Source organism: Streptococcus sp. HMSC073D05 (assembly GCF_001812015.1).
In the GTDB taxonomy this organism is placed as follows: Bacteria; Bacillota; Bacilli; order Lactobacillales; family Streptococcaceae; genus Streptococcus; species Streptococcus parasanguinis_D.
On the sequence record NZ_KV807483.1, the window covers coordinates 29,035 to 42,051 of the forward strand.

Annotated in this window: 10 protein-coding genes; 8 read left to right on the top strand and 2 right to left on the bottom strand. The window is 43.0% G+C overall.

Annotation, left to right across the window (positions count from 1 at the left end):
- Positions 1–156 precede the first annotated feature (156 nt).
- Positions 157–750 carry a TetR/AcrR family transcriptional regulator gene (locus HMPREF2832_RS01420; RefSeq protein WP_031572569.1) on the top strand — a complete coding sequence of 198 codons (594 nt, stop codon included), beginning with the start codon at positions 157–159 and terminating at the stop codon, positions 748–750.
- The gene (locus HMPREF2832_RS01425; protein WP_003004666.1) at positions 750–1,313 is read left to right on the top strand and encodes an NAD(P)H-dependent oxidoreductase; all 564 of its coding nucleotides are present in this window, start codon (positions 750–752) and stop codon (positions 1,311–1,313) included. Before HMPREF2832_RS01420 ends, HMPREF2832_RS01425 begins: the two co-directional genes overlap by 1 nt.
- Before the next feature lie 85 nt (positions 1,314–1,398).
- On the opposite strand, the gene HMPREF2832_RS01430 is transcribed toward HMPREF2832_RS01425, so the two are convergent.
- Positions 1,399–2,253: a putative RNA methyltransferase gene (locus HMPREF2832_RS01430; protein WP_049475195.1), complete on the bottom strand. Its 855-nt coding sequence runs from the start codon at positions 2,251–2,253 to the stop codon at positions 1,399–1,401.
- A 235-nt stretch (positions 2,254–2,488) separates the two neighbouring features.
- Here HMPREF2832_RS01430 and HMPREF2832_RS01435 point away from each other — a divergent pair, with 235 nt between their 5' ends.
- From HMPREF2832_RS01435 to HMPREF2832_RS01450, 4 genes are read left to right on the top strand one after another with little or no spacing between them, the layout of a single operon-like run.
- Positions 2,489–3,355 carry an ABC transporter ATP-binding protein gene (locus HMPREF2832_RS01435; protein WP_070505314.1) on the top strand — a complete coding sequence of 289 codons (867 nt, stop codon included), beginning with the start codon at positions 2,489–2,491 and terminating at the stop codon, positions 3,353–3,355.
- The gene (locus tag HMPREF2832_RS01440; RefSeq protein ID WP_070448820.1) at positions 3,355–4,197 is read left to right on the top strand and encodes an ABC transporter permease; all 843 of its coding nucleotides are present in this window, start codon (positions 3,355–3,357) and stop codon (positions 4,195–4,197) included. The genes HMPREF2832_RS01435 and HMPREF2832_RS01440 overlap by 1 nt, the downstream gene beginning before the upstream one ends.
- 18 nt (positions 4,198–4,215) lie before the next feature.
- Positions 4,216–4,671, top strand: coding sequence for a LytTR family DNA-binding domain-containing protein (locus tag HMPREF2832_RS01445; RefSeq protein WP_070505315.1), 456 nt, complete (start codon positions 4,216–4,218; stop codon positions 4,669–4,671).
- A 9-nt stretch (positions 4,672–4,680) separates the two neighbouring features.
- Positions 4,681–5,094 (top strand): DUF3021 domain-containing protein, encoded by a 414-nt coding sequence (locus tag HMPREF2832_RS01450; protein ID WP_070505316.1) that lies wholly within the window; start codon positions 4,681–4,683, stop codon positions 5,092–5,094.
- Positions 5,095–5,156: 62 nt separating this feature from the next.
- Here HMPREF2832_RS01450 and tyrS read toward each other — a convergent pair whose 3' ends face one another.
- A complete protein-coding gene (tyrS, locus tag HMPREF2832_RS01455; protein WP_070505317.1) occupies positions 5,157–6,413 on the bottom strand; it encodes a tyrosine--tRNA ligase in 1,257 nt (418 codons plus the stop codon).
- Between the two features lie 182 nt (positions 6,414–6,595).
- On the opposite strand from tyrS, the gene pbp1b reads away from it, so the two are divergent.
- Positions 6,596–9,052 carry a penicillin-binding protein PBP1B gene (gene pbp1b, locus HMPREF2832_RS01460; RefSeq protein ID WP_070505318.1) on the top strand — a complete coding sequence of 819 codons (2,457 nt, stop codon included), beginning with the start codon at positions 6,596–6,598 and terminating at the stop codon, positions 9,050–9,052.
- Between the two features lie 351 nt (positions 9,053–9,403).
- Positions 9,404–12,973 (top strand): DNA-directed RNA polymerase subunit beta, encoded by a 3,570-nt coding sequence (gene rpoB, locus HMPREF2832_RS01465; protein WP_070505319.1) that lies wholly within the window; start codon positions 9,404–9,406, stop codon positions 12,971–12,973.
- Positions 12,974–13,017 lie beyond the last annotated feature (44 nt).

The window sequence follows — 13,017 nt, forward strand, 5'->3', positions numbered from 1 at the left end:
AAGTCTTCTTAGAAACTTTCCTTAGGTGAGTACGTGACAGAAGGTCAGAGACCCTGAAGCTAAGTTTTGAGTATTTTTTATTTGACAAATATAAGTAGACAGTGTATACTTTATAAAAAGTAGACGGCGTATACTTTGATAAGGAAAGGTGGTCAAATGAAACGGAATACGGAAGAACTGAAAGAAAAGTTAATTTTGGTCGGCATTGAAGAAATCAGAACTAACGGGATTGACCGGATGTCTATGCGTACAATAGCTCAAAAATGCGGGGTGACTCATGGAGCTCCCTATAAGCATTTTGGAAGTAAAGATAGATATATTCAAGTGGTTATGGAACACTTATCAATGTTCTTTTTGAAAAATATGATACAAGGGATTGATACTTCTATAGATGCAAGAACTCAACTAACTCTGATGGGCTGTAACTTTGTAAGGTTTGCCCAAGAGGAAACCTATCTATTTGAAGCATTATTTATCAAATTTCCATATAACTATTTGGAGTTATCTCAGGAAACTATTTCAGTCAACTCCTCTTTACCAGGATTTGAACATTTTAAGTCGGTAGCGTTAAGACTTAAAGATGAGGAAAATCTTTCTAGTAGTGACGCAGAAATTTTGATCCATTTTTGGAGTTTTATTGCTGGTTTGGCTCTATTGGTAAGGAGTCCCGTTGGAGAAAGCTTTAAAGAAAATGATGTTCAAAAGACCGTTAGAACGATGCTTGATATTTATATAAAAGGAGATAGCTGATGAATGTTTTAATAATCTATTCACATCCGAATGAAACAAGTTATAATGCATCAATCCTTCAAACTGTGCAAAAGCATTTAGCACCAGAGCATGAGGTTAAAATAGTAGACTTATATAAAGAAAACTTTGATCCGGTTTTACGTTTTGATGAAAGGCATAAAAGGAGAGATTTACAGCATAATGAAGACATGAAACCGTATAGAGATTTATTGAGTTGGGCGGATCAGTTGATTTTTATTTTCCCTACTTGGTGGAGTGGAATGCCAGCTATTTTAAAAGGTTTTATTGATCGTGTTTTTGTTGCAGGTTTTGCTTATCAGAATGGACCTCGAGGTCCGGTGGGGCAACTAGATGGAAAAGCGTGGATCATTACGACGCATAATACGCCAAAAATTTTTCTTCCTTTTTCTCAAGACTACGCAAAGGTTCTAAAATCCCAAATCTTGAAACCCTGTGGTATTAAACCGGTTAAAGTGACACAAGTTACACGAGTGGAGTATATGAGTGATCGTCAACGGAAAGAAGAACTCGAAAAAATCGCACAGATAGCCAAAAGGATTTAAAAACGTGCGTTACAAGTCATGACAGAGCATGCAGAAGATGAGTAAAAGGCTGAGACGATTTGTCTCAGCCTTTTTACTTTTCATTTTACGTTCTTTGTATCTTGATTTTCCCAACCAATATTTGGGCCTCAATGGTGATTTCTGTGAGTTGGGTCCAGTCGATTTTTTCTTGGTCTACGTGAAATAGAAGAGGGGTCATGGCGAGGAGCGCCTGGCGTTCTTCAGGAGTTAAACTCTTGGTGAGGCTGACCGTTTCGGATGAGAGGATTTGGCAGTGGTCTTCAAAGTGCACCAAAATTTCCTGGTTGGAGTAGGATTGCTTGGTCAATTGATCTTGGGCCAACTGACGAATTTCTTTCAGATGAGAAGAGGTTGGAACGACCTTAATGATGACCCCTTCAGCCTTTAAAACACGCTCAAATTCAGCGTAATTAGCCGGGGAGAAGATGTCCAAAATGACCTCTATACTCTTGGATTGAATGGGTAAATGAGCCAAGTCTCCTACAAACCAATTGACCTTCCAGCTAGCGTCACTCTTGGCAGCTAGTTGCACAGATTCCTTGGAAAGATCAAAGGCATAGAAAGTAGCCTTGGGATAGGCTTCTTGTAGTTTTCGGGAGTAATAGCCTTCTCCGCAACCGATATCTAGAATTCTAGCATCACTGGTCGGAATTTTTTGTCCGATCGCTGTTAGAATCGGCTCATAAAAACCTGCTTCTAAGATCAGCTGGCGATTCTGGAAATTTTCTTTGTCATAGTCCTTCGATTGTTTGATCTGAGGAGCCAGGTTGACATAGCCAAATTTTGCTAAATCAAAAGAATGGCCCTTGGGACATTTAAAACTGGTCCCCACAAGTTCTAGGTTCAATTGACAAATGGGACAGGCAAAAGCAGTGGCTGTTTGAAATCGTTGTAATTTTGGTTTGATCGGTGTATTCATATTAGTAGTGTAACAAAAGAGCCTCTAGATAGCAACCGATGTTTTAATGGGACTAAGTCACACTTTTTTAACGAATCTACGCGGTATTGAATGGAACTTGAGTCTCTTTATTTAATTTCCTCATTTTAATCTCTTCTATCTCGCCACTCATCTCTTCATTTTGACCACTTATCCCCAAAAGCCGTTTTTTAAGCGGCTTTTTTGCTAGACTGGTTCTATCAAAAGGAGAGAGAACATGATATTACAAGCTAAAAACATCAGTAAACGATATGGAAATCATTTAGCCGTAAACAATATTCACTTACAGTTTGAAAAGGGAACGTTTAATGCAATTCTAGGACCAAATGGGGCGGGGAAATCAACGACGATTTCCATGTTGATTGGTTTGAAACAAGCAACGCAAGGTGAAATCATCTATGAACCAGATACTAAAATTGGTGTGGTCTTCCAGACTAGTGTCTTAGATGAGATGCTAACGGTTAGAGAAAATCTGACCATTCGTGCCAGACAGTACAAAGGCCTAAAACCCAATCGTGTATCTAGTCTCATTAATCGGCTAGGTCTATCAGCTTTCCAAAAGCAGAAATACGGGACGCTTTCAGGTGGCCAAAAGCGTCGGGTTGATATTGCGCGTGCTTTGCTCTCACAACCAGATATTCTTTTCTTAGACGAACCAACGACAGGTTTAGACATTCAAACCCGGAAGTCTATTTGGGATTTGCTCTATCAATTGCAGAAAGAAGAGGGAATGACTGTTGTTTTGACCACGCATTATCTTGACGAGGCAGATGAAGCTGATCAAATTTATATTGTAGACCATGGGGAAGTGATTGCTCAAGGATCGGCACTAGATATTAAGAGTCAGTATGCTACTAATATCTTAAAGATTCGTTTCAAGGAGATGCAGCAGATAGAAAGTCTCAAATCTTCGGGAATGTCAGTAGAGCAACAAAGTCAATTGGAGTATATTTTTCAACCCAAGAGTGAAAGGGAAGCCATTGATTATCTGGCGCAAGTTAGAGATAATCTAGCCCATTTTGAGTTTCGTCCAGGGACCATGGATGATGCCTTTATTGCACTTACAGGAAGAGAGGTCCGCTAATGCTAGCCTTACTAAAGCGAAATTTTTTATTGTATTTTAGGAATCGTTCAGGAGTTTTCTTCTCCCTGTTGGGAGCCTTGATTTCCTTTGTTCTCTATATTATTTTTCTTCAAAAAAATCTAACAGATGCTTGGGCTCAGCTCCCCAATAGTGGTCCTGTGTTAAATAATTGGTTAATGAGTGGGACACTGGCTGTGACAGGGATTACGACAAGTCTGGCTGCCCTGACTCAGTTAGTAAAGGACCGTGAACATCAAGTAGATCAGGATCTTTATTTATCGGACCAAGGAAAGTGGCGGTTACCATTTTCGTATCTAACGAGCGCAATCATCATCTCTTTTTTCATGCAGGCCCTTATGTATGTGCTGATGTGTGGCTATTTTAGAGAAGTTCCAACCCTTTCTCTATTACCTGAGGTACTCCTCATCATGTTGCTTAGTAGCCTGCTTTCTAGTTTAGTGAATGCCATTTTTGTTTATTTTTTCCATTCCGTAGACAGTCTTGGGAAGTTTTCGACCATAGTGGGTACAGCTTCTGGTTTTTTGGTAGGGACTTATGTACCTTTAGGTGTTTTACCTGATTTTGCACAACTACTAATGGAATGTACTCCAGCAACTTATATTGCTGCACTTTATCGACAAGTACTCATGAAAGAAGCAGTGAGCGAAACCTTTAAGGGGCGAGATGATCTTCTTCGAGAATTTCAAGAAAAAATGGGCGTTCAGCTCAAATGGCAAGCCTTATTGACAAAGGAACAAACATACCTTATAGTGTTAGGTGGTATTCTTCTAGCTTTGGGGATTTGGATTTCCTTAGCAAAAAGATCGAGTAAAAGAAAGTAAGTGAGAATTGGAGTAGGAATGAAGATTCGTTTTGAGGAAAAACAGGATATCCCAGAAAACGACCCCTGTGTGGTCATTCAAGCCAAGCAATTATCCGATCAAGCACGAGAGGTGATGGACTATCTCGAACAATTTTCGACAGTGAATCAAGTAGTGATCCCTATCAAAACAGATGATCATTTGATCATGGTGAAAATTGATGACATTATTCTAGCCGAGATTGATAAGAATCAGCTAACCATTTATACGACAGACAAAACGTTCACCATCAGAGATACTTTGATAAATTTTCAACATCGGATTAATCGTCGTAATTTTTTACAGATATCACGCCACGCGGTGATGAATATCGACCATTTAGAATCGCTATCGGATAGTTTTTCAGGCAATATGATGGCTAAACTGACACGTGGAGTAAAATCAAGTGTCAGTCGGAAATATGTCAAATCCTTGATGGATTATTTAGGGGTATAGGAGAAAGTGATGAAACGAGTTATAGCTTATTTTGTATCTGGTATGAGGACAGGATCCTTCTTTTATTTGTGTTTGGTGTTATTATCCCATGTCTATACCAACATCGTCTATCCCGCTGTAAATGTCCGCAACATCCTAGCGATATTTTTGATGAGTGGGACAATGGGCATCTTGACCTTCATTCTTGAGGAAGAAGAGTTTTTGACCTATAGTTTGCGTGTGGCTTTGCATTTAGTTGTGACAGCTGCCATCTTAGCATTAACCTACTTGTTTTTTGGCTGGGGGACAGCCTTACGGAGCCCGATTCCTTGGTTGATCTTTCTAGCCATTTACGGCCTGATCTGGCTGTACCAGATTTGGCAACTCCATAAAAAAACTCAACGAATCAACCAAGCTTTGTTGCATCGCAGAAAAGGGAAATAGTCTCAGAAAAAAGTGTATAAGAAAACCACGAAGTTCATACGAAACTTCGTGGTTTTACTTTCTTAATAAGTCAAAACAAAGTATTTTTTCTTACCGCGACGGATAACGGTCAATTCATTTTCTAATTTATCGCTATCGCTCAAGACATAGTCAAGGTCTTGGATGCGTTCGCCATTGACGTAGATCGCTCCATTTTGAACATCTTCGCGGGCTTGGCGTTTAGAATTCACTACACCAGCTGTGACCAAGAGTTCTACAATGTTGAGGTTGTCTTCTGCTTGGACCTGGTAGTTTGGCACACCACGAAGGCCTTGTTTGAGTTCTTTGACAGAAAGGTTTTTGATGTTTCCTGCAAAGAGTTGTTCCGTGATGTTGAGGGCTTCCTTGTAAGCTTCTTCACCGTGAACGAGGGTGACCACTTCACGCGCCAAGATCTTTTGAGCCAAACGTTCATGAGGAGCAGCCTCAAACTGCTTACGGATCTCTTCGATCTCGTCCAGTGACAAGAAAGTGAAGATCTTCAAGAAGCGCACAGCGTCGGCGTCCATCACATTCATCCAGAATTGGTACATTTCGTATGGAGATGTTTTGTCTGCATTGAGCCAGACGGCATTGCCTTCTGATTTACCGAATTTCTTACCAGTTGCATCTGTGATCAAAGGCACAGTCATAACATGACCAGTTTTATCTGCCTTACGACGCATCAACTCAGTACCAGCTGTCATGTTTCCCCATTGGTCAGATCCACCGATTTGAAGGGTGACATTGTGTTCTTGGTTGAGGACGTAGAAGTCGTAGCCTTGCATGATTTGGTAGGCAAACTCTGTGTAAGAAATCCCTGTCTCAATCCGTTTTTTAACAGATTCTTTACTCATCATAGCATTGACCGTAAAGTATTTTCCAACATCTCGAAGGAAGTCAATAAAGCTAATGCTTCCGAACCAATCGTAGTTGTTGACCATTTCGGCTTTGTTGTCACCATTTTCAAAATCGAGGAAATGAGACAATTGCCCTTGAATGGAGCGAACCCATTCTTGAACAGTTTCTTTTGTTTGGAGACTACGCTCAGCATCTTTGAAGGACGGATCTCCAATGAGACCAGTCGCACCGCCAACGAGCGCGTAAGGTTTGTGGCCTGCTAGTTGAAGGCGACGGCTCGTTAAGATGGCAACCAAGTGACCAAGGTGAAGGCTGTCAGCAGTTGGATCATAACCAGTATAATAAGAAACCTGACCTTCTTCCAGTGCTTTGCGCAAGGCTTCTTCATCCGTCGTTTGAAATACCAAACCACGCTCTTTTAGCTCATCAAAAATGTGCATGTGTCTTTTCTCCTTTATAAGTTTATTCATTTCTCTATTCTACCATAAACCACGGAAATGGCAATGCTTTCCGTCATTTTCTTGTCCTTACTCAAGAAGATTGAACGAGGATTTCTACGCTCTTGTGATTGAAAACAAAGGGGCTAATCTGCTATAATATAGGGAACAAGGAGAAAGAATCAGTGAATCAATTAAAAGAGAAGCTGCAAGAGTTTTGGAAGAAAGTCCAAAAATTCTTTGCAAAGATGTATACAGAAACTCCGAATAAGGAAAAAAATGAAGAAAGTGGCTGGTCTGTCGGCGATATTTTTGCGACCTTTTTGAGGACGCTCAAACTCTTGTGGGATGTGATGATCGCCTTATTTGTGTGCCTCTTTTTATTTGGCGCAGGGATCGGGATTGGTTATGCAGCAAGCCTCTTTAGCAATGTTAAGGTTCCAAAGACAGAAGAACTAGTCCAGCAGGTTCGCAATGTCAGCAGTGTTTCAAAACTGACCTATTCCGATAAGAGCCTGATTGCAGAAGTGGACAGTGATTTGATCCGCACGCCGGTAGCTGGAGATGCCATTTCCGACAATGTCAAAAAGGCTGTGATCGCTACTGAGGATGAGAACTTTGAAAGCCACAAGGGGGTTGTACCCAAAGCTGTTCTTCGGGCGACGCTTGGATCTGTAGCCGGTGTCGGTTCCTCTAGTGGGGGATCGACCTTAACCCAGCAGTTGATCAAACAGCAAGTCGTAGGAGATGCTCCAACCTTTACTCGTAAGGCGACAGAGATTGTCGATGCTCTAGCTTTAGAGAGGGGAATGGATAAAAACGAAATCCTAACCACCTACTTAAACGTCTCGCCTTTTGGACGAAACAATCGGGGACAAAATATTGCAGGTGTGGAAGCCGCAGCTCAAGGGATCTTTGGCGTCTCTGCGAAAGACTTGTCTGTTCCACAAGCGGCCTTTATCGCTGGCTTGCCACAGAGTCCGATTGTCTACTCCCCCTATGCTGCAGACGGTAGCCTAAAGAGCAAAGAAAACCTCGAGTTAGGTCTGGCGCGTGCCAAAGACGTTTTGTTCAATATGTACCGGACGGGAGCCTTGTCGAAAAAAGACTACGAGACCTATGCTCAGTACGACTTGACCAAAGACTTCATGGCTCCAGATGGCATCGAGAAGACACCGCATGACTACCTCTACTTCCAAGCCATGGAAGAAGCAAAAGAGGCCATGTATGATTACTTGATCAAGCGAGACAATGTCACCAAGCAAGACTTGAAAAATAATGAAACCGTCAAGGCTTACCAAGAATTAGCGGAGAGCGAGTTGCGCGAAGGTGGCTACACCATTCAAACCACGATTAACAAACCGGTTCACAATGCGATGCAGGCCGCAGTAGCGAATTTTGGAAGCGTCTTGGATGATGGGACGGGTCTTGTAGAAGTTGGGAATGTCCTCATGGACAACCGAACGGGTGCCGTTTTAGGATTTATCGGTGGACGGAATTTTGACGGCAACCAAAACAACCATGCCTTTGATACAGAGCGTTCCCCAGGGTCTACAATCAAGCCGCTGTTGGCCTATGGGATTGCCATCGACCAAGGCTTGATGGGAAGCAATAGCATCCTTTCTAACTACCCGACTAATTTCTCAAGTGGGGAGCCGATCATGCACGTGGATAGCCGAGGGACAGCCATGATGGATCTCCGTGAGGCCCTCAATACCTCATGGAATATTCCAGCTTACTGGACTTACCGGACTCTTCGTGAAAAAGGTGTGGATGTCCCATCCTACATGAAGAAAATGGGCTATGATATCCCTGAATATGGCATTGAGAGTCTGCCGATGGGGGGAGGAATTGAGGTCACTGTTGCCCAACATACCAATGGTTTCCAAACCATTGGTAACAATGGGAACTACCTCAAACGCTACATGGTAGAGCAAATCATTGATCGAGATGGGGATGTAGTATACAAGCACGAGGCAGATCCTGTTCGTGTTTACTCTCCAGCAACGGCAACGATTATGCAGGATCTCTTGCGCGGGGTTATTACGTCTGGTGCTACAACGACCTTTAAGTCACGGATTAGCCAAATCAACCCAACACTGGCAGGTGCTGACTGGATTGGAAAAACCGGTACCACTAACTCAAATGGGGATATGTGGCTCATGCTGTCCACCCCAAATGTTTCTTTAGGTGGCTGGATCGGTCATGACAACAATGCTTCCATGCAGACCTTGACCGGATACAACAACAATGCCCAATACATGGCGCAGTTGGCGAATGCAATCTACCAAGCAGATCCAAGTCTCTTTGGAATTCAGGATAAATTCACTCTCGATAAGAGTGTGATCCGTTCTGAAGTGCTCAAATCGACTGGTGAAAGACCAGGCCGCGTCAATGTCAATGGCCGAGATATCGATGTGAGCGGTCAAACGGTGACGAGCCTTTGGGCCAAAAACGGAGCGCCAACCACTCAATACCACTTTGCCATCGGGGGATCGGATAGCGATTATCAAAGTGCTTGGGCAGCAATTCTCGGCAATAGCAGTGGAAATCAGTCGAATAATAAGAACAATTCGACAACCAATAGTTCATCAAGCAATAGTTCAAATCGAAACAGCTCAAATCGTGGCAATCGACGCTAGTCTGATCCAGTAGAAAACCTAGAGAAAGCCTTGATTTTTGGAGCAAAAAACGGTATAATAGTGATAACTAATTTGTCGTGTGCTTTATTTGAAATATTGTCCAAATAAGAGCTTACAGCAGTTAAATCTTACTTGAATAAGTCGATTTAGCTGCTCTTTTTGTGCCTAATTTTCAGAAAAATCCTAGTTTGTTACACAAATTTAATTTTTCTAAAAATTACAAAAAGCGACGAATGAGGTGAAGAGACAGCTCTTCACGTGATGCAAATCACACAATTGTAGTTAAAACCGGATAGGTGGTGAAAGTCATTTTACCAAGCTATCCTAGTATGGAAAAAGGAGTTAAAAACTTTGGCAGGACATGACGTTCAATACGGGAAACATCGGACCCGTCGTAGTTTTTCAAGAATCAAAGAGGTTCTTGATTTACCAAACTTGATTGAAATCCAGACAGACTCATTCAAAGATTTCTTGGATCATGGCTTGAAGGAAGTATTTGAAGATGTGCTTCCCATCTCAAACTTCACGGATACAATGGAATTGGAATTTGTGGGTTATGAAATCCGCGAACCTAAGTATTCGCTTGAAGAAGCGCGCATCCACGATGCCAGCTACTCAGCACCAATCTTTGTGACCTTCCGTTTGGTCAACAAAGAAACAGGTGAAATCAAGACCCAAGAAGTTTTCTTTGGTGATTTCCCAATCATGACTGAAATGGGAACTTTCATCATCAATGGTGGAGAACGGATTATCGTATCTCAGTTGGTCCGCTCACCAGGTGTCTACTTCAATGATAAGGTGGACAAGAATGGTAAGATTGGTTATGGATCTACTGTTATCCCTAACCGTGGAGCTTGGTTAGAGCTTGAAACCGACTCAAAAGACATCGCCTACACGCGCATCGACCGCACACGTAAAATTCCATTTACAACGCTTGTGCGTGCTCTTGGATTCTCAGGAGATGATGAAATCATCGATATCTTTGGGGACAGCGAATTGGTTCGCAATACTATCGAAAAAGATATCCACAAAAATCCAATGGATTCACGGACAGATGAAGCCCTCAAAGAAATCTACGAGCGTCTTCGTCCAGGTGAACCAAAAACAGCGGAAAGCTCACGTAGCTTGTTGGTAGCCCGTTTCTTTGATCCACGTCGTTATGACTTGGCACCAGTTGGTCGCTACAAGATCAACAAGAAACTCAATATCAAGAACCGCTTGTTGAATCAAACAATCGCAGAACCATTGGTGGATGCTGAAACAGGAGAAATCCTTGTAGAAGCTGGTACTGTCATGACGCGCGATGTCATCGACAGCATCTCAGAACAATTGGATAACGGTTTGAACAAAATCACCTACATTCCAAATGATGCTGCTGTTTTGACAGAACCAGTAGAATTGCAAAAATTCAAAGTTGTTGCTCCAACAGATCCAGACCGCGTTGTCACCATCATCGGAAATGCCAACCCATCTGACAAAGTACGGATTGTAACTCCAGCAGATATCTTGGCAGAAATGAGCTATTTCTTGAACCTGGCAGAAGGTATTGGTCGCGTGGATGATATCGACCACCTTGGAAACCGTCGGATTCGTGCCGTTGGTGAATTGCTTGCCAACCAAGTGCGTCTTGGACTTTCACGGATGGAACGAAACGTTCGCGAACGGATGTCTGTACAAGATAACGATGTCTTGACACCACAACAAATCATCAACATCCGTCCAGTAACTGCGGCAATTAAAGAATTCTTTGGTTCTTCACAGTTGTCACAGTTCATGGACCAACACAACCCACTTTCTGAGTTGTCTCACAAACGTCGTTTGTCTGCCTTAGGGCCTGGTGGTTTGACACGTGACCGTGCCGGATATGAAGTGCGTGACGTACACTATACCCACTATGGTCGTATGTGTCCAATCGAAACACCTGAAGGACCAAACATCGGTTTGATCAACAACTTGTCATCTTACGGACACTTGAACAAATATGGCTTCATCCAAACGCCATACCGTAAAGTGGACCGTGAAAAAGGTGTGGTGACCAACGAAATCGTTTGGTTGACAGCCGATGAAGAAGATGAGTACATCGTCGCTCAGGCCAACTCTAAGTTGAACGAAAAAGGTGGCTTTGCTGAGCCAATCGTTATGGGACGTCACCGTGGTAACAACCAAGAATTCCCATCTGATCAAGTCGACTACATGGACGTGTCTCCAAAACAAGTAGTTGCCGTTGCGACAGCATGTATTCCTTTCTTGGAAAACGATGACTCCAACCGTGCCCTCATGGGTGCAAACATGCAACGTCAGGCTGTGCCATTGATCGATCCAAAAGCCCCTTACGTGGGGACTGGTATGGAATACCAAGCAGCCCATGACTCAGGAGCTGCAGTCATTGCTCAACACGATGGTAAAGTTACTTATGCAGATGCAGATAAGGTAGAAGTTCGTCGGGAAGATGGATCTCTTGATGTTTACCATATCCAAAAATTCCGTCGTTCAAACTCAGGTACGGCTTACAACCAACGTACCCTTGTAAAAGTTGGCGATGTCGTTGAAAAAGGCGACTTTATCGCTGACGGTCCATCGATGGAAAAAGGGGAAATGGCCCTTGGTCAAAACCCAATCGTCGCTTACATGACTTGGGAAGGGTATAACTTCGAGGATGCCGTTATCATGAGCGAACGCTTGGTGAAAGAAGATGTCTACACATCTGTTCACTTGGAAGAATTCGAATCAGAAACACGCGATACCAAATTAGGCCCTGAAGAAATTACCCGTGAAATTCCAAACGTCGGTGAAGATGCTCTTCGTGACTTGGATGAAACAGGTATTATCCGTATTGGTGCAGAAGTAAAAGAAGGCGATATCCTTGTCGGTAAGGTAACACCGAAGGGTGAAAAAGACCTTTCTGCTGAAGAACGTCTCCTTCACGCGATCTTTGGAGATAAATCTCGTGAAGTGCGGGATACTTCTCTTCGTGTACCTCACGGTGGAGATGGAGTCGTTCGCGATGTTAAGATCTTTACGCGTGCAAACGGAGATGAATTGCAATCTGGTGTTAACATGTTGGTTCGTGTTTACATCGCACAAAAACGCAAGATCCGCGTCGGAGATAAGATGGCCGGTCGTCACGGAAACAAAGGGGTTGTGTCTCGTATTGTTCCAGTTGAAGATATGCCTTACCTTCCAGACGGTACACCAGTTGATATCATGTTGAACCCTCTTGGGGTGCCATCACGTATGAATATCGGTCAGGTTATGGAACTTCACCTTGGTATGGCGGCTCGTAACTTGGGTATCCACATCGCAACACCAGTCTTTGATGGAGCAAGCTCAGAAGACCTCTGGGATACTGTGAAAGAAGCTGGTATGGATAGCGATGCCAAGACGATTCTTTACGATGGACGTACAGGTGAGCCGTTTGACAACCGTGTTTCTGTCGGTGTCATGTACATGATCAAGCTTCACCACATGGTTGATGATAAACTCCATGCCCGTTCAGTCGGACCTTACTCAATGGTTACCCAACAACCACTCGGAGGAAAAGCTCAGTTTGGTGGACAACGTTTCGGGGAAATGGAAGTGTGGGCCCTTGAGGCTTATGGTGCATCAAATGTCCTTCAAGAAATCTTGACTTACAAGTCAGATGATGTCAACGGACGTTTGAAAGCTTATGAAGCGATTACCAAAGGTAAACCAATTCCAAAACCAGGTGTACCAGAATCCTTCCGCGTTCTTGTCAAAGAATTGCAATCTCTTGGTCTTGACATGCGTGTCTTGGACGAAGATGATCAAGAAGTAGAACTTCGTGACCTCGATGAAGGGGAAGACGATGATGTGATTCATGTGGACGACCTTGAAAAAGCACGTGAAAAAGCAGCCAAGGAAGCAAAAGCAGCCTTTGATGCTGAAGAATCAGAAAAATAATCAGTAAAAATGATTGTCTTGTGAGAAACCAATGCTTCTGACAG